General features: G+C 67.5%; 19 protein-coding genes. 10 read left to right on the forward strand and 9 right to left on the reverse strand.

Features of this window, described 5'->3' with window-relative positions; all coding sequences use genetic code 11:
• Window positions 1-408: 408 nt before the first annotated feature.
• Window positions 409-1,434 carry a ribosome biogenesis GTPase YlqF gene (gene ylqF / locus WKW82_RS04715; protein ID WP_340341091.1) on the reverse strand — a complete coding sequence of 342 codons (1,026 nt, stop codon included), beginning with the start codon at window positions 1,432-1,434 and terminating at the stop codon, window positions 409-411.
• Window positions 1,435-1,551: 117 nt separating this feature from the next.
• Here ylqF and bamE point away from each other — a divergent pair, with 117 nt between their 5' ends.
• From bamE to WKW82_RS04740, 5 genes are all read left to right on the forward strand, one after another.
• Entirely contained in the window at window positions 1,552-2,151 is a 600-nt protein-coding gene (bamE, locus tag WKW82_RS04720; protein WP_340341092.1) for an outer membrane protein assembly factor BamE domain-containing protein, read from the forward strand.
• Between the two features lie 431 nt (window positions 2,152-2,582).
• Complete coding sequence (locus WKW82_RS04725; protein ID WP_340341093.1) at window positions 2,583-3,575, forward strand: substrate-binding domain-containing protein; 993 nt, start codon at window positions 2,583-2,585, stop codon at window positions 3,573-3,575.
• A 5-nt stretch (window positions 3,576-3,580) separates the two neighbouring features.
• Window positions 3,581-4,321: an ATP-binding cassette domain-containing protein gene (locus WKW82_RS04730; protein WP_340341094.1), complete on the forward strand. Its 741-nt coding sequence runs from the start codon at window positions 3,581-3,583 to the stop codon at window positions 4,319-4,321.
• Complete coding sequence (locus WKW82_RS04735) at window positions 4,318-5,367, forward strand: ABC transporter permease (RefSeq protein ID WP_340341095.1); 1,050 nt, start codon at window positions 4,318-4,320, stop codon at window positions 5,365-5,367. Before WKW82_RS04730 ends, WKW82_RS04735 begins: the two co-directional genes overlap by 4 nt.
• A gap of 71 nt (window positions 5,368-5,438) precedes the next feature.
• On the forward strand, window positions 5,439-5,753 hold the full coding sequence (locus tag WKW82_RS04740) for a hypothetical protein (RefSeq protein ID WP_340341096.1): 315 nt from the start codon (window positions 5,439-5,441) through the stop codon (window positions 5,751-5,753).
• Between the two features lie 10 nt (window positions 5,754-5,763).
• Here WKW82_RS04740 and WKW82_RS04745 read toward each other — a convergent pair whose 3' ends face one another.
• A complete protein-coding gene (locus WKW82_RS04745) occupies window positions 5,764-6,171 on the reverse strand; it encodes a PaaI family thioesterase (RefSeq protein WP_340341097.1) in 408 nt (135 codons plus the stop codon).
• Between the two features lie 195 nt (window positions 6,172-6,366).
• Here WKW82_RS04745 and WKW82_RS04750 point away from each other — a divergent pair, with 195 nt between their 5' ends.
• From WKW82_RS04750 to WKW82_RS04760, 3 genes are all read left to right on the forward strand, one after another.
• Window positions 6,367-7,989, forward strand: a complete 1,623-nt coding sequence (locus WKW82_RS04750; protein WP_340341098.1) for a DUF4139 domain-containing protein — start codon at window positions 6,367-6,369, stop codon at window positions 7,987-7,989.
• A 201-nt stretch (window positions 7,990-8,190) separates the two neighbouring features.
• On the forward strand, window positions 8,191-8,823 hold the full coding sequence (locus tag WKW82_RS04755; RefSeq protein ID WP_340341099.1) for a LysE/ArgO family amino acid transporter: 633 nt from the start codon (window positions 8,191-8,193) through the stop codon (window positions 8,821-8,823).
• A 172-nt stretch (window positions 8,824-8,995) separates the two neighbouring features.
• On the forward strand, window positions 8,996-9,424 hold the full coding sequence (locus WKW82_RS04760; protein WP_340341100.1) for a CBS domain-containing protein: 429 nt from the start codon (window positions 8,996-8,998) through the stop codon (window positions 9,422-9,424).
• A 54-nt stretch (window positions 9,425-9,478) separates the two neighbouring features.
• Here the strand turns inward: WKW82_RS04760 and WKW82_RS04765 are convergent, their stop codons facing one another.
• Window positions 9,479-9,835: a hypothetical protein gene (locus WKW82_RS04765; RefSeq protein ID WP_340341101.1), complete on the reverse strand. Its 357-nt coding sequence runs from the start codon at window positions 9,833-9,835 to the stop codon at window positions 9,479-9,481.
• Between the two features lie 195 nt (window positions 9,836-10,030).
• On the opposite strand from WKW82_RS04765, the gene WKW82_RS04770 reads away from it, so the two are divergent.
• Complete coding sequence (locus WKW82_RS04770) at window positions 10,031-11,710, forward strand: AMP-binding protein (protein ID WP_340341102.1); 1,680 nt, start codon at window positions 10,031-10,033, stop codon at window positions 11,708-11,710.
• Here WKW82_RS04770 and WKW82_RS04775 read toward each other — a convergent pair whose 3' ends face one another.
• Window positions 11,711-12,757, reverse strand: a complete 1,047-nt coding sequence (locus WKW82_RS04775; protein ID WP_340341103.1) for a Gfo/Idh/MocA family protein — start codon at window positions 12,755-12,757, stop codon at window positions 11,711-11,713. It abuts the gene before it with no gap.
• Between the two features lie 32 nt (window positions 12,758-12,789).
• Here WKW82_RS04775 and WKW82_RS04780 point away from each other — a divergent pair, with 32 nt between their 5' ends.
• Window positions 12,790-13,038 (forward strand): hypothetical protein, encoded by a 249-nt coding sequence (locus tag WKW82_RS04780; RefSeq protein WP_340341104.1) that lies wholly within the window; start codon window positions 12,790-12,792, stop codon window positions 13,036-13,038.
• On the opposite strand, the gene WKW82_RS04785 is transcribed toward WKW82_RS04780, so the two are convergent.
• From WKW82_RS04785 to WKW82_RS04805, 5 genes are all read right to left on the reverse strand, one after another.
• Complete coding sequence (locus WKW82_RS04785) at window positions 13,020-13,307, reverse strand: putative quinol monooxygenase (protein ID WP_340341105.1); 288 nt, start codon at window positions 13,305-13,307, stop codon at window positions 13,020-13,022. The two genes, WKW82_RS04780 and WKW82_RS04785, sit on opposite strands and share 19 nt — an antisense overlap.
• Before the next feature lie 17 nt (window positions 13,308-13,324).
• Window positions 13,325-13,870 carry a hypothetical protein gene (locus tag WKW82_RS04790; protein ID WP_340341106.1) on the reverse strand — a complete coding sequence of 182 codons (546 nt, stop codon included), beginning with the start codon at window positions 13,868-13,870 and terminating at the stop codon, window positions 13,325-13,327.
• Window positions 13,870-14,559, reverse strand: coding sequence for a C39 family peptidase (locus tag WKW82_RS04795; RefSeq protein WP_422823411.1), 690 nt, complete (start codon window positions 14,557-14,559; stop codon window positions 13,870-13,872). The genes WKW82_RS04790 and WKW82_RS04795 overlap by 1 nt, the downstream gene beginning before the upstream one ends.
• Before the next feature lie 5 nt (window positions 14,560-14,564).
• A complete protein-coding gene (locus WKW82_RS04800; protein ID WP_340341107.1) occupies window positions 14,565-14,945 on the reverse strand; it encodes a hypothetical protein in 381 nt (126 codons plus the stop codon).
• Between the two features lie 101 nt (window positions 14,946-15,046).
• Window positions 15,047-16,585: a hypothetical protein gene (locus tag WKW82_RS04805; RefSeq protein WP_340341108.1), complete on the reverse strand. Its 1,539-nt coding sequence runs from the start codon at window positions 16,583-16,585 to the stop codon at window positions 15,047-15,049.
• Between the last annotated feature and the right edge of the window lie 466 nt (window positions 16,586-17,051).

Below are 17,051 nucleotides of genomic sequence, written 5' to 3' on the forward strand. Positions count from 1 at the left end.
GTCGACCTGTTCCGCGCGCGCACGCCGGTCAGCCACTTCTGGATGTACGGCCCCCAGCGCGAGTGGCTGTGCCCGATGAGCATCGCCTTGATGGGCGGCACCGAAGACCCTGGCCAGGACCCGCGCGGCGCAACCGACCTGACACCGTTGTGGAACATCTCGACCTCACGCCCGCCGCAAACGCGGCACCGACTGGAATCCGAAACTGGCGTCTTGAACTTCGAAGGACGGGTCGCAGACGCCCCGTACGCCGCGCGGGGCAAGGCAAAGCCCCATCGACTTGACGGTCCTGATCAGAAGGCGACGCGCGCGCTGAGCTTGTACGTGCACGGGTCTGCATCCACAGTCGCGCTGGCCGTTGGGCCGTTGGGCCGTTGGGCCGTTGGGCCGTTGGGCCGTTGGGCCGTGTCAGGCCGTGTCAGGTCGGTCGGGCTCGGAGGGCTCGGAGGGCTCGGAGGGCTCGGAGGGCTCGATGGGCCACGGTGTGGCGGTCGGGGCCCCATCGCCCCCGCGCTGCGGCTTTTTCTTCTTCGAGCGTGCAGCCTTCTTCGCGGCGCGCTCCGCATCGGCCTGCATCCCCGCCGCGAACCATTGCAGGAACTCCTCCGGCGTCTCCAGCGTGATGCGGCCCATGCTGCCATTGCGGAACTCGTGCATCACGACCTCGGCCGCTTTCTGGGTGTTGACCTTGCCCTTGCCCAGCAACGCGCCGCGCTTGCGGCCGATGGCTTCCAGCGCCTCTTCGTCGCTCAGTTCCGCGATCGATTCGGCGAGCTTGAAGCGCGCCTCCACCAGCCCCGCATAGTCCTTCTTCAGCGTGGCCAGCAGTTCCAGCGCGACCAGTTCCTCGTCGTACGCGTTGCGCCCCACCGCGCCGCTGGCCGCCAGGTTGAAGCCGCTCTTCGGCACGATGATGCGCGGCCACAGCATGCCGGGCGTGTCCCACAGGTAGAAGTCGTCGGCCAGCACGATGCGCTGCTCCAGCTTGGTGATGCCGGCCTCGTCGCCGGTCTTCGCCTTCTTGGCGCCGGTCATGGTGTTGATTAGCGTCGACTTGCCGACGTTGGGGATGCCGCAGATCAGCACGCGCATCGGCTTGGCCATGCCGCCACGGTTGGGCGCGAGTTCGTGGCAGGCGGCGATGAGGCGTTGCGCCGGCGTGCTCAGGCTGGCGTCGAGGCCGATGGCGCGCGTGTCGGGCTGGGCGTTGTAGTGCGCGAGCCAGAGCGCGGTGCGATCCGGGTCGGCCAGGTCCTGCTTGTTGAGAACCTTGAGGCCGGGCTTGTGGCCGGTGAGTTCGGCGAGCATCGGATTGGCGCTGGAACCCGGCAGCCGGGCATCGAGCAACTCGATCACCACGTCGATGTCCTTCACGCGTTCAGCGATGGCCTTTTGCGTCACGTGCATATGACCGGGAAACCACTGGATGGCCATCTGTGTACTTTCTCTCACTCGTTGAACTGGCTATGGGGGACGCGGCCTTCGGGCCACGGAATCGCATTGTCCGTGACCCATAGAATTTGCTGGAACACACATCAGGGAGATCCAGACATGCTTCGACGCTTCGCGTTGGCGGCCGCAATCGCGATTGCGGCTCCTGTTCCAGTCGCATATGCGCAGCGCCCTTCGACGCTGCAAGGCCCCCTCATCACGGGCTTCCTGTGCTGCAACATGTTCACCTATGGTGTGCAGATGGGCGACGGCAACTATCGCGAGGAAGGCACGAGCCTGCTCCCGGTCGGCACGCCGACGCAGGTCACGGGCTACGAGCGGCACTTCGTCTACCTGAATGTCGGCGGCAAGATCCAGCGCCTGAAGAATGACTACAGCCGCGATGTCGCGATGACGCCATTCGCCTACCGCTACGTCGTCAACGAAGACCCGCGCGTGCGCATCGCAGCCTTCGAGCCACGTGTCCGCGACGCGATCCAAGCGGCCCAGATCACCGAAGGCATGACGCGCGAACAGGTGACGATGGCGGTCGGCTGGCCCATCGCCAGCGAGAACCCGCGCCTCGAGGCCGACGTGTGGCGCTACTGGATCGATCCATGGTCGGAGTACCAGATCGCCTTCAACAAGGCTGGCAAGGTGAAGGCTGTGACAGCCACGCCCGCGGTGCTGGACCGCGTGATGTACAGCCCGCCGAACTGATCGACGGCCTCGCCGCCTGACCCCGGCCGCCGCGTCCGGGGCCGGCCTGGGCCCTTGACCTTTGGCCTTGGCGCCAGGCAGCGGGGAATCGCGCGTCCGCGCCCTGCTGCGACGTGCAGGCCAGCCTGCACAGCAATCCGCGGCCTGCAACACGCCTCCCCCTTTGTCCCTGCGTCACCAGGCCCGGTCGCTTCTGCCGCACGGCCGGGCAACGCATTGCTTCATGTCGACCTTGTCCGGCCTGCACGACACCTTCAATCAAAGCCGAACATCGTCGAACCCAAGTCGGGTCTGCCCGCTCGACACACCCCGGTCCGAGTACTAAAGTCCGCGTTCTCTTGGGTCACAGACAGCCCGCATGAGATCCCGCGCGGCTTGCCAGCGGTGCAAGAGAGCCTTGTCAGTGCATATCCCACAACGAAGGAGACGCAATGAAGAAGTCGGTTCTTGTGTTCGTCGGCGCGGCATTGGCCGCCCTCCTCGCCGCCACGCCGGCGATGGCCCAGAAGAAGACGTTGGCGGTGGTCGTGAAGGGGCTGGACAACCCCTTCTTCACGGTGCTCGGCGATGGCTGCGCGCTGTGGAACAAGGAGAACCCCACGTCCGAATACACCTGCCTCTACACCGGCCCGGCCTCCAGCGCCGATGAAGCCGGCGAAGTGCAGATCGTCGAGGACCTGATCAACAAGGGCGTGGCCGGCATCGCCATCTCGCCGTCCAACGCGCCGGCCATGGCGACCATGCTCAAGGCAAAGGCGCCCAAGATGCCGATCATGACGATCGACGCCGACCTCGGCGCAGCCGACAAGGCGCTGCGCAAGACCTACCTCGGCACCAACAACTACGACATGGGCGTGCTCATGGCGAAGCACCTGAAGGGGCTCAATGCCAAGGGCGGCACGGTCTGCATGCAGCTCGGCAACGTGGCGGCGGACAACATCAACCAGCGCGCCGCCGGCTTCCGCGACACCATCGGCGGCAAGAAGGGCATCGACCGGCTGAAGGGCGAAGGCGGCTGGACCGAGATCGCCGGCTGCCCGCTGTTCACCAATGACCAGATCGACCTGGCCAACCAGCAGATGTCCGACGTGTTCACCAAGAACCCGAAGCTCAACGCCTTCATCCTGGTGGGCGGCTGGGCGCAGTTCGGACCGTCGGCCTACGCGCAGGTGACGGACCAGGTGAAGCCGAAGCTGGCCTCCAAGGAGCTGATCATCATCGCTGGCGACACGCTGCCGCCGCAGCTCGACGCGCTGAAGAACGGCCGCAGCCATGCGCAGATCGGCCAGCGTCCGTTCGAGATGGGGCATCGTGCGCCGGCCGTGCTGATCGACCTGATTGGCGGCAAGAAGGTGGCGGATCCGCTGTTCACCGGGCTCGATGAATGCGTGCCCACCAACCTGGACAAGTGCCCGGCGAAGTAACAGGCATGGCTGTCCTGGAGCTCAGCGGAGTCTCCAAGCACTTCGGCGCCATCCAGGCGCTGACCGACGTCTCCCTCTCCCTGCAGGCCGGCGAGGTGGTCGGCTTGATGGGCGACAACGGCGCAGGCAAGTCCACGCTGGTGAAGATCGTCGCCGGCAACTACCCGCCGAGCGCCGGCACGCTGGCGATGGACGGCCGCCAACTGGCCTTCCACAAGCCCGCCGACGCGCGAGGCGCAGGCATCGAGGTGGTCTACCAGGACCTGGCGTTGTGCGACAACCTCAGTGCGGCCGAGAACGTGTACCTCGGCCGCGAGTTGCGGCGCGGCATCGGGCCGTTCAGGATCCTCGACTACCGGGCGATGTACCAACGTGCTGGCGAACTGTTCGCGGAATTGAAGTCGGAGACGCGGCCGCGCGACCTCGTGCGGCGCATGTCCGGCGGGCAGCGACAGGCCGTGGCGATCGCGCGCACGCGCCTGGCCGACCCGAAGATCGTTCTTATGGACGAGCCCACCGCCGCCATCAGCGTGCGGCAGATCACCGAGGTGCTGAGCCTGATCCGGCGCCTTCGCGACCACGGCATTGCGGTGGTGCTGATCAGCCACCGCATGCCCGACGTCTTCGCCGTGGCCGACCGCATCGTCGTGCTTCGGCGCGGCGTGAAGGTGGCGGACAAGCTGATCGCAAAGAGTTCGCCGGAAGAAGTGACCGGGCTCATCACCGGCGCAATCGAGACCGCATGACAACGCAGGACAAGCGGATGCCCGCCATCAGCCTCGAGGAAACCATCGACCGGCGCGTGCACGGCACCTGGTTCAGTTGGCTGGTGAGCCAGCAGACCTTCTGGGTGTCCGTGGCGGCGGTGGTGGCCTTCGTGGTGCTGGCGTTTTCCAGCGACGTGTTCGCGACACAGCAGAACCTTTTCAACGTCACGCGCAACTTCGCCTTCGTGGCGCTGATCGCGATCGGCATGACGGCCGTGATCATCACCGGCGGCATCGATCTGTCCGTGGGTGCGACGCTGGTGCTGTCGGGCATGGTGGTGGGCATGTCGATGGCCGGAGGCATGTCGATCTGGCTGGCGATTCCGCTGGCGCTTGGCGCTTCGCTGCTGGTGGGGGCAATCAACGGTTTCATGATCGCGTACATCGGCGTGCCGCCCTTCGTGGTGACGCTGGGCATGCTCTCGATCGTGCGCAGCCTGGCGATGGTGCTGTCGAACAACCGCATGGTCTACCAGTTCGGGCCGGACCAGCCGAAGCTGCTGGCGCTGGGCGGCGGCTTCGTCACCGTGCCTCTGCCCTTCACCGACGCGATCCACGTGCCGAGCCCGGTGCTGTTCCTGATCGTGCTGCTGGTGGTGGCGAGCTTCCTACTGCGCTGGACGCGCTGGGGGCGGCACCTCTATGCCATCGGCGGCAACGAGCGCGCAGCGACGATGACGGGCGTGCCGGTCAAGCTGGTGAAGGTCAGCGTCTACATGTTCTGCGGACTCTGCGCGGGCATCGCTGGCGTGCTGGAAGTCGGCTGGCTCGGCACCGTGACGACCAGCCTCGGGCAGGGCATGGAGTTGTCGGTGATCGCGGCCTCGGTGATCGGCGGGACCAACTTGGCGGGCGGTATCGGCACGGCGTTTGGCGCGGTCGTGGGTGCGGCGCTGATCGAGGTGATCCGCAACAGCCTGATCCTGCTGGGCATCAGCACCTTCTGGCAGGGCACCTTCGTCGGCAGCTTCATCATCGTGGCGGTGCTGTTCGACCGGCTGCGGGCACGCAGCGCCAACGATTGAGAGCCACCGCGATTGCTCGCCATGCGCCCAAGTGATTCAATCATCCCTCTTTCGTGATGAAGGAGACTGCGATGGCCTACGAAGCGCGATATGTCCTGCGTCCCAACCCGGGCGCCGATCTCGGTGCCGTCATCGAAGCCGTGAAGGCTGGCGCGGCCCTCTGGAAAAAGCATGGCGCACCCGACCCGCAATTTTGGAGCGTGGCTGCGGGCGAACTGGGCAACTATGTGCTGAGCATCCGGTTCGAGAACGCGCTGGAGTACGCGAAGGTGACGGATCTGCTTTCAGCCGACCCCGAATTCCGTCGCTGGCAAGCCAGCAACGTCGAGGCGGGCGGTTTCTCGTGGGTCCGCAGTAACCTCATGCGAGAGCTCGCGCTCTCGTAACAACGCGGCCTCAGTTCGCTGGCACCGGCACCAGGATCGCACTCCCGGTCGCCACCAGCTTGGGCGGGGCGTCGCCCTCGCCCTCCGCAAACAGTTCCGCCACCGCGAACACCTGCTTGCGCCCGGCCTTCACGACGCGGCCTCGCGCGACGAACGCGCGGCCCACGGCGGGCGCGAGGCAGTTGACCGAGAAATGGGACGCGAGCACGTTGCCCGCCACGGTGCTGGCCGCGAAGCCGCAGGCCGTGTCGAGCATGGCGCCAATCAGGCCCGCGTGCAGGAAGCCCGCGTACTGGCCCACCTCGTCGCGCCAGGGCATGCGCAGTTCGGCCTCGCCGTCGGCCGCGTGCGTGACTTCGAAGCCCGCCCAGCGGTTGAATGCGGCGGTCTGGTTGATGGACCGGACGGTGTCCAGCATGGCGTGCCTCCTGCTCGTGGATCAAAGGGGCACTCTAGGCATGGATCGCGCTGTGGCAGGTCACCGCGGCGACCCGTTTGGCGCCGGCAGTTGCATGCGCGACAGCCATGCGGGTGCCTCGCGCGACGATGAATCGATTAACCCGCTTCGGACTCGCCCCCCGTACAAGTCGGTTCATCACTTCACGAGGCCCTCATGTCCTTCCCCTTCGCTCGCTGCCGCCCTGCGTTCGCGCTGGCGCTTCTTTCTTCACCCCTGCTGGCCCTCGCCGCACAGGCCGATTCGCGCATCACGCAGGTCAAGGTCTACCCCGGCAGCGCCACGGTGGAGCGCGTGGCTCGCGTTGCTGCGGGCAGCCGCACGCTCACTTTCACCTGCCTGCCCGCGGGTCTGGACGCGCAGAGCATCCAGGTGAGCGCCGATGCTGCCGTGCGCCTTGGCGAAACGTCGGTGCTGACGCAGCCGCGCGCACTCGTCGCGGAGTGCGCCGCGGATCCACTCGACGGCCGCATTCGCGCACTGGAAGACCAGAAGGCCGCGCTGCAATCGGAAAGCGATGCATTGGACCTGGTGAACGGCTACCTCAAGGGCATCACCGCCAACGGGACGAGCGGCACGACCGGCGATGGCCTGCCGCGGGTCCGCGTCGCCGCGCCCGACGCGAAGTCCATCGCGGCCATGGCCGAGGCGCTGCGCCGCACCGGTCAGGATTCGCTGCAGAAGCAGCACCAGCTGAAGCGCCGCCAGGCCGAACTGGACAAGCAACTCGCTCCCCTCATCGCCGAACGCGGTCGCGCGCGAGGCCAGGGCGGCAACGTGGCGACCGTCACCGTGACGATGGCCGCTGCGCGCGATGCCGATGTGAAGCTCAGTTACCAGGTCGCCGGCCCGGGCTGGTCGCCGGCGTACCGCGCGCTGCTCGATACCAGCACGCGCAAGGTCCGCATCGAGCGGCAGGCGCTGGTCACGCAATCCACCGGCGAGGACTGGCGCGGCGTGAAATTGACGCTCTCCACCGGCCAGCCGCGCCGCGAAACCGCTGGCCGCCTGCCGGCCCCATGGCGCATCGGCATCGAGCAGCCGCAGCCCCTGCGCGAACGCAGCGCCGCACCCAGCGCACCGATGGCCGCGGCAGCGCCCGCGCCGATGATGAAGTCCGCCATGGACCGCTTCGACGAACCCGCCTTCGACGTGAGCGTGTTCAACAACAGCTTCGCCACCGAGTTCGCGGTGCCCAATGCCGTCGACGTGCCTTCCAGCGGCCAGCGCGTCGGCCTGGCGCTCGGGCAGGTGGAGGACACTGTCAAGCTCGCGGCGCGCACCAGTCCGCAGGTTGACCCGAGCGCCTTCCTCATCGCCGACATGGCGCCGCCCGAAGGCGTGTGGCCGGCCGGCCCGCTGCAGCTGTATCGGGACGGCGCCTTCGTCGGCAACGGGCAATGGACGCCGCCAAGTGATGTGCGCTTGACGCTCTCGTTCGGCCGCGACGAACTGGTGCGCGTGCAGGCCGAGCCCGAGCGCGACAACCAGGGCACCGGCGGTTTCGTCGGCCTGCGGGCCGAGCGCAAGCTGCAGCGCGGCTACGTGGTCGAGAACCGCCATCGCACGCCGATCGCGGTTCAGGTGCTCGAGGCAGCGCCAGTGTCGGTGAACGAGGCGGTGCAGGTCAGCGCCGCCTTCCAGCCGAAGCCGGCCGAGCGCGAGTGGAACAAGCAGCCGGGGATGACGCTCTGGTCCTTCGACCTGGCCGCGGGAGAAAGCGCGCGTGTCGCCGCTGACTACACGATCAGCTATCCAAAGGACGCGCGGATCCGATGAGGCCCACCCTCGAATGCGCCTGCGGCGCGCGCGGGCGGCCACCAGGGGCGGCTGCTCTTGCGGGTCGTCCCAAGGCAGGCTCGCAGTCGCGGCTCCGGTCCTTCGAGGGGGTGCATCCGTCGGTCCGCCCAGCGCGCCCCGCGAGCCCGCGAACAGGCCTCGCGGGCTTGCGGTGCAGCGCGCTGGCGAGAATGCGAAGCCATGCCGCAACCCACTCCCGCCCTCGCCTCCGCCTTCCTCACCGGGTTCGGCATCACGCTCGGCCTGATCGTCGCCATCGGTGCGCAGAACGCCTTCGTGCTGCGGCAGGGCTTGCGGCGGGAGCATGTCGGGCCGGTGGTGGCGTTCTGCGCGCTGGCCGACACGCTGCTCGTGATGGTCGGGGTCTGGACCATGGGCAGCCTGCGCACGACCTTGCCCGCACTGGCCCCCGCGCTCACGCTGGGCGGTGCCTTGTTCCTGTTCGGCTACGGCCTGCTGGCGCTGCGGCGGGCCCTGAAGCCGCACGTGCTGCTGGCCGCCCAAGGCGCTCCCGAGGCGGCATCGCGCGCTCGCGTGCTGGCGCAGACGGCCGCGTTCACGCTGCTGAATCCGCATGTGTATGTCGACACGGTGCTGCTGGTCGGATCGGTGGGGGCGCAGGAGGCCGGCGCGGCGCGCGTCAGCTTCGTCACTGGCACGGCCCTGGCCAGCACGGCCTGGTTTGCGCTGCTCGGGATTGGTGCGCGCCTGCTCGCGCCGCTGTTCGCGAAGCCGGTGGCATGGCGCTGGCTCGACGCGCTGGTGGGCGCGATGATGCTCGCGCTTGGCCTCGTGCTGCTCCGGCAGGTCTGAGGCGGGGCGTCACCGGCCACGCCCAAGCGAAAACGAATACGAAGGTATTGCAACGAAGCGCGCGTAAAGCCCTTTTGTTGCGAATTGCAATAGCGCTGACGCCTGCGCCGCCTATCATTTGGCAGGCGCGACCCTTGCGTGTGTCGCGATCACGAATCCAGAGGAGAACCCAATGAAACCCGTCTCAGAATTGCTCAAGCGCCGCGGCCCCGCCCTGTTTCATATTTCGCCGGACACCATCGTGTTCGATGCCTTGCAGGTGCTGGCCAAGCACGAGGTGGGGGCCTTGCTGGTCATGAGCGATGGCAAGCTGGTCGGCGTGCTGTCCGAGCGCGACTACACACGCAAGGTGGCGCTGCTGGGCAAGAACTCCAAGGAGATGAACGTGTCGGAGATCATGACCGGCAACGTGATCACCGTGAGCTCGAAGTCGAACACGCACGAGTGCATGAACCTGATGAGCCAGAAGCGCATCCGCCACTTGCCGGTGGTCGACGGCAACATCGTGATTGGCATGATCTCGATCCGCGACCTGATGGACGACATCATCGCGGACCACGAGCAGACCATCGAGCAACTGACCAACTACATCCAGAGTTGAGCCAGAGGGCCGGACGGGCGGGCGCATTGCGTACCCCCGTTCGGCAGTCCACACCTAGCGCCGGCCGGTCGCGCTGAATCTCAGCCAGCCGTTCGCGCCGCGCACACACACACCGGCCAGTGATTCGCCGCCCGGCCCCCGGGTCTGCAGGCGCTCACCTTCGGCGCGTCCATCGCACAAGGCGCGCAGGTCGACCATGGGTTCGGGCTGTGCCTGCGCCACGGGTGTCGTCGCGGGGGTGAGTGCTGGCGCGGCGGCGGCAGGCTGGGCGGGTGCCGGCATCGGCATCGGCATCGGCGCCGCCGTCACGGGCGCTGGCGCTGGCGGGGGCGATGCGGGCGGTGGCGGCGTGCTGCAAGCCTGCAGGGCGGCGCAGGCCAGCAGGCCGAGCCAACGATGCCGAACGTTCATGAGCAGATCTCCTGGATGCTTGCGCCAATGGCGATGGGCCCGCACCTTAACGCGACTTCGACGCAGTGTGCAGGGTCAGGAGACGAAAGCAAGACGGTTGCCAGCCAGGAGGATGGCCGGCAAAACCCGCTGGACCGACGGCCGGCTTCACCTCTAAGCTGGGTGCGGGACGTCAACGAACAACAAGGAGCCCCGATGGTGGAGATTTCCGGAGAGAGCCTCGCGCTGCAGCGCCTCTACCACTGGGAGCGCACGGCGCCGCAGCGCGTCATCCTGACGCAGCCCGTCGGCGGCGGCCAACTGCAGCACTTCACCTGGGCGCAGGTGGCCGACCAGGCGCGGCGCATGGCCACGTGGCTGCAGGGTCAGGGCTTCGAACCGGGCTCCCGCATCGGCATCTTCTCGAAGAACTGCGCCTGGTGGCTGATCAGCGACCTGGCGATCTGGATGGCCGGCCATGTGTCGGTGCCGCTCTATCCCACCTTGGCGGCTGACTCGATCCGCCTGATCCTCGACCACAGCGAGGCCCGCGCCTGCTTCATCGGCAAGCTCGACGGCTGGACTTCGATGGTGCGTGGCATTCCGGAGGACATGCCCTGCGTCTGCTTCCCGCTCGCGCCGGCCGATGCCGTGAACCGCTACGAGAGCTGGGACGCGATCTGCGCGGGCACCCTGCCGATGCAGGGCGAGGTTCAACGCCGCGCCGACGAACTGGCCACGGTGATCTACACCTCCGGCACCACCGGGCGTCCCAAGGGCGTGATGCACAGCTTCGGCACGCTGGCCTGGGCCGCGCAGGCGGGCAAGAAGCAGGTGCCGCGCTTCGAGACCGACCGGGTGCTGTCGTACCTGCCGCTGGCGCACGTCGCGGAGCGGGTGCTGGTCGAGCAGGGCTGGCTGGCCACCGGCATGCACATCTACTTCGCCGAAAGCCTGGAGACCTTCGCGGTCGACCTGGTCCGCGCCAGACCGACGCTGTTCTTCTCGGTGCCGCGCTTGTGGGTCAAGTTCCAGCAAGGCGTGCTCGCGCGGATGCCGGCAGAGCGGCTCGACCTGCTGCTGCGCATCCCTCTGGTCGGCGGCGTGGTGCGCAAGAAGATCCTCGGCGCCCTGGGGCTGGACCAATGCCGCGTGGCGGGCGGCGGCGCGGCGCCCATGCCGCTGGCGCTGCTGCAGTGGTATCGCCGCATCGGGCTGCCGATCAACGAAGCCTACGGCATGACCGAGAACCTGGCCGTCTCGCACTGCACCGTGCCGGGGAAGAACCAGGAAGGCACCGTGGGACCGGCGAGCGAGGGTGTCGAGGCGCGCGTCGACCCGGCCACGGGCGAACTCCAGATGCGCAGCCCAGGGCTCATGCTGGGCTACTACAAGGACCCGGAGCTGACACGCGAGGCCTTCACCGAGGACGGCTGGCTGCACACCGGCGACAAGGGCGAGGTGGATGCACAAGGCTGCTGGCGCATCACCGGCCGGATCAAGGACCAGTTCAAGACCGGCAAGGGCAAGTACGTGGCGCCGGCGCACATCGAGGACCGCCTGTGCATGCATCCGGCCATCGAGACTTGCATGGTCGCGGGCGCCAACCTGAGCCAGCCGCTGGGACTGGTCAGCCTGCTGCCGACGGCCCACGCGAACGAGGCCGCGCGGCAGCAGCTGGAAGCGCAGATGCGCGGACACCTGGACGACATCAACGCCCGGCTGGACCCGCACGAGCAACTCGACTGCCTGGTGCTGCTGAAGATCCCCTGGACCGTGGAGAACGGCTTCCTCACGCCCACGCTCAAGGTCAAGCGCGCAAGCGTGGAGGAAGCCTATGGGCCGCGCTTCGAGGAGTGGGTGCAGCAGGGCAGCAAGGTCGTGTTCGCGGATTGATCACGCCGGCACTTCGACTGCGCTGCCGGACCTCGCGCTCTGCGCGATCGCTTCCAGCGTGGCCGCATTGTCCAGGCTGGCTTGCGCGGCTCGCCCGATCGCATCGAAGTCCCCCTCTCGCACGACCTTGGCAAAGGCCTCCACCGCAAAGCGGAAGCCGCTGCCGGTGGCGGAGCGGATGAGTTCGAACGGCACTGAGTTGGCCGTGCCCCGGCGCACGCGCAGCTGGCTGGGCAGGTAGCCGAACGGATGCGTGCCGGCGACATCGCTGGTGTGGTTGAGGTATTCGCTGTCGAGCGTGCCCTGGCTGCCGGTCACCAGCAGGTGCCGGTGGTTGGCCGCGTCCATGGCACAGGAGAGTTGGGCGCGTCGGCCATCGGCATAGTGCAGCGTCGCCATCATGCTGATGTCCACGCCTGAATCGGCCCAGCTCGCATCGGCCGTCACGCGCTGCGGCGCGCAGCCCATGACGAGGCGGATCGCGCTCAGCGCATAGCTGCCGGCGTCCAGCAACGCGCCGCCGCCCAGCTCGGGGTTCATGCGGATGTTGCCTTGCGCGTTGGCCAGCACGAAGCCGAAGCTCGCCTGCGCGGAGCGCACCTCGCCGATGGCGCCCTCGGCCAGCAACGCCAGCATGTCGCGGGTCTGCGGCTGGAAGTAGTACGGATAGGCCTCCAGCAGCATCACCCTGGCAGCGCTCGCTGCGTCGAACATGGCTTGGGCCTCGCGCCGATTCAGGGCCAGCGGCTTCTCGCAGAGCACATGCTTGCCGGCCTGTGCAGCCTTGATGGCCCATTCGGCATGCAGGCTGTTGGGCAGCGGCAGGTAGATGGCGTCCACGCCCTCGTCGGCCAGCAGGGCCTCATAGCTGCCGTGATGACGGCCAATGCCTTGCGCGGCGGCGAAGGCGGCAGCGGTCTCGGCATTGCGGCTGGCCACGGCCACGACCTGCGCCGCCTGGCTGGGCGCGACGTCGCGCGCGAACTTCTGGGCGATGTTGGCGCAGCCGAGGATGCCGATGCGAAGCGGTGGGGTGGAAGTAGTCATGCGAAGTCCTGGTGTCCTGAGTTGGAGGTTCGTTGAAGAAAAAATCCGTCCTGAAAGCGGTGCTAGGCACGAAGCACGGCCATGCCGGAAGCATGGCGAGCATTTGCAACGCCGCATGGCGTCGATTCTCGGCAGATTTGTTCAACGTCAATGCAGTGCACTGGCCGAGCGAGCCGTCGGCCGGCGGCCGGCTGGACTGGCTGGACTGGCTGGACTGGCTGGACTGGCTGGACTGGCAGGACTGGCAGGACTGGCAGGACCGTCAGGCGAGCCGGGTGTAGGCAAGAATTTCCGGCGGCGCCCCGAACAGGGGACCTGCCGCAGCCACCGCGGCGCCGACGTGCGGCGTGACCATGTGGGCATCGGCCGCGGCCTTGTCGGACCACTCCTCGACAGTCTGGAACACGTGCGGCGCATCGGCCTGCTGAAACAGCACATAGGAGACGCAGTCCTTTTCCTCGCGCGACCGGGCCGCCAGCTCCGTCATGATGGCCAGCCCCTGCGACGCGGCTTCAGGCTTGAAGGTGATGCGGGCAAGGATGTGATGCATGACCGTCCAGCCTCGACTCAGCGCCCGAGTCCTCGCGTCACCGCATCGCTGATCGTCGCCATCGAGTTCAGGCCCTTCATCGTGCTCAGGGCGTTGGAACTGGCGTTGATGACGGTCTGGTTGACGATGTGCTGGTCGTTCAGCGTGTTCTGCACGATGGTGCCGCCCGCACCGACCGCGACCGACGGATCGACGACATTGCCGGGGCCGATCTGCACGAGGTTGAGTGCGCGCAACTGGGCGTTGAGCTGCGCGGCCTGGGCCGGCGACAGGCTGGTCAGGTTGCCGAAGTCGAGTGTGGTGTGCGTGACGAGGTCGCCGTTGACGTACACCGCGCGCGTGATGCCGAAGTTCACCAGCAACCCGGAGCCCAGGTCGAAGCCGCCGCGCAGGTCATCGAGCTTGGTGTCGCTGACGGCCATCCATACCTCGGACTGCTCGTCCGGGTCTTCGCCGGTCGCGTTCGCCAGCAAGGCGGCGCAGACCAGCACCGGCGTGAACCAGCGCGAGCCCCAGCGGGGCCGAAGCGGCGACTTCTTGACGGGGGCCGCGCGGCGTGTCATCAGAAGTCTCCCGGGCCCATCTTGGGCAGGGTGATGGCGGTCATGCTGCCGCGGTCGACGCCGTCGCCCACCGGCGCCCTCGGCGCCACGCGCCAATCGGCGGCGAGATTGAAGCGCGCGATGTCCATGCGGTTGTGAACCACGAAGAGCAACTTGTTCCCCCATCGCTTCTCGAAGACATGGCGCGGAATCGCACGCGTGCCCTGCGCCGGGTCGCCGACCAGCACACGATCGGCCTGCACGCCCTTGATCACGACGAAGTGGTGGTAGCCGTTCTCGTTGATCAGCACGATGGCCGGCACACGGGCCTCGTTGAGCTTCTCGAGCGGCTGCTTGAAGCCATCGGCCACGAAGCCGTGGTTGGCCAGGTAGCGCTTCATGTCGAACAGCGAGAACCCTTCCTTCTGGATCTTCTGCTGGTCGCCCTGGGCGTACATCTCCTCGAACACCGCCTGCTCGGTCACCGGATAGCTGAAGTGATGCGTCAGCAGGGTGGCGACAGCCGCGGAGCCGCAGCTGAAGTCGTATTTCTGCAGCAGCGTTGTCTTGAACTTCGCTTGCCGCATATTGGTCACTGGCAGCGTCACATCACCGCCGCCGCCAATGCCCGGAAAATAGGCTTGCTGCGCCGGCGCCGAAGCAGCCGTCGCAGCGAGCGTCATGCAGAGCAACAGGTGCCGCATCGGCATTCCCGTCAGTTCATCTGCAGGTTGAGGATCACCGAGTTCTGTATCAGCACGTTGGCGCCCGTGTTCTGGATCACGACCGGCAAGCCGCTCATGTTTTCGAACGAGCCGCCCGCAATGCTGTTGGAACCCGTGGTGACGTTGCGCGCGGAGTTGTCCGCGGTGGTGCCGGTCAATGTCGCGTCGTTCCACGTCTGCACCCCGCCCCTCGACGCCGACAGCGTTTCTTCATCGGCCGGAATGGCCACGAATGCGGCTACATGATCCGCCGCACTCGCCGATGCGCCCGCTGCAGGCTCTGCCGCAGCGGGGGGTTGCGCGGCAACAGGTGCCGCAAGGAGGGACCCGATCGCCACGCAAGCGAATGCGAGGGAATGGATGGATTTCATGGCGTCTGTCCAGTGGCGTTGATGATGCGCAACGCGGCAGACGCCGCCCGGTCCTGCATGGCATGCAGGCCGCGCGACGAATGCCGTGATGCGCGCAGGCGTTACTTGCCGATTGCCATGTTGGCCTGGACATTCACACTCTGCTGAACCAGGGCCGCGTGCCCGGTGTTCTGCACGATGTTCAGGACGCCGGCTGCCGATTGCGCGGTGCCCGCCATGGTGTTGTACGCGTTGAACGTGCCGGCGTCGATGGTGTTGGTACCGCCAGCGCCACCCGTTCCGGCTGCACCTGCGCCACCCGTTCCGCCTTCGGCGGTGTTGGTGCCGCCAGCGCCCGCGCCGCCCGCACCACCGGTGCCGCCGCCACTCGCACCGCCGTTGCCGGCCGTGGCGCTGCCATTGGTGGCGTTGCCATTGGAGGCACTGCCATTGGTGGCGTTGCCGCCTGCACCGCCGGTGCCTGCTGCTGCCGTGTGCGCGCCGCCGGCGCCGCCCGTGGCCGCGCCACCTGTGCCACCTGCACCGCCTGCACCACCCGTGCCGCCCGCACCGCCGGCTGCGCCTGCGCCCGCGGTGTTCGTGCCACCCGCACCGCCGGCTGCACCAGCGCCTGCGGTGTTGGGGGCACCCGCACCGCCAGCTGCGCCAGCGCCGCTGGTGTTGGTGCCGCCAGCGCCGCCCGTGCCACCCGCACCCGCCGTGTTGGTGCCGCCAGCACCGCCGGCTGCGCCCGCGCCAGCCGTGTTGGAGCCGCCCGCGCCGCTCGCGCCGCCGGCGCCGCCGGTGTTGCTGCCGCCCGCACCGCCGCCGCTGCCCCTGCCACCGTTCGCATTGCCGGTATTGCCGCCGTTACCGGTGTAGCCGGAGTTCGCCGTGCCGGTGGCGCCACCGCTGCCGCCTCGGCCGGAACTCACGTTTCCGGTGTCACCACCACCGCCAGTCCTGCCGGCGTTGGCGTTGCCGGTGTTGCCACTGGCGCCGCCGTAGCCTGTGGAGGAATTGCCGGTATCCCCACCGCTGCCGCCGCTGCCGGTAGACGAACGTCCGGTATTGCCACCGTCGCCGCCCGAGCCGCCGTTCGCAGCCGCGGCTGCCTTGCCGCCGTATCCGGCCGTGGTGGTGGCATCGCCACCCGACGCGCCGCCATTGGAACTGCCGCCGGAGCCCCTGCCACCGTTGCCGGCGCTTGCGCTGCCATTGGTGTTGCTCCCGTTGGAGGCGCTGCCATTGGTGGCGCTGCCGCCTGAACCGCCAACCGCGGCCTGGCCGCTGCCGCCCACCGCACCGGTGCCGGTGCCGCTCGCCGTGCCGCCCTTGCCCCCGCCGCCAGCGCCGCCATAGCCCTTGCCGCCATTGGCATTGCCCGAATTCGACGGGCTGTTGCCGATGTAGGAAACCGTGTTGCCAGAGACCGTGCCCGTCAGTTCGCTGTAGCCAGTGATGTGCGAGGACGTGCTGTTGAAGGCGTTGTCGAAAGTGCCGGTCGATCCGTTGTTCAGCGCGGCCGAGCGCGCCGCACTTGCCGTGTTCTCGCCAGAGGTGTTTTCCCCTCCCCTGTCTGCTGTCTGTGCTCCGCTCTGCGCGTATGCAGCTCCTGTGAAGGCCAGCGCAAGTGCAGCGGCCAGAAGTGTCTTTTTCATACAGTCTCCAAAGGGTTGATGATGAAAGGGCAGGACATGCGATCGACTTGCGCAATCGCAAATCGGAAGCGCCCTCTGCAACTTCGAGACCAGCTAGCGAATCCACAGGGATGAAAGCGCTTCGCTTCATTGGAGAAATGTTTTCGAGGGGCTGTGCGCTGTGCCGCTCGAAGTTCGCGCAACCCCTCAAAAGCAGGCGGATTCGCGCACCGACTGTCACGCTGCGTTGACGAATCGAAGGCTGCGTCGACGTCGACGCAACAGCTTTGCCTCTGAGCGCCTTACATGCGCCATGTAAAGACGCCTTGCGCAAGTGTCACTTCGACGTGACGCATTCGCGCCCTTTCCCCGCGTACGGTGCCTGCTGACTTCCGCTGCAGCGCAGTGCTGGCGCGGGGTCCGCATTCCCAAGGCCGGACGTAGAGGAGTGCCACACCTCTGTGACACCGACCGATCCTCCCCCCAA

This window comes from Variovorax rhizosphaerae (assembly GCF_037889975.1).
In the GTDB taxonomy this organism is placed as follows: domain Bacteria; phylum Pseudomonadota; class Gammaproteobacteria; order Burkholderiales; family Burkholderiaceae_C; genus Variovorax; species Variovorax rhizosphaerae.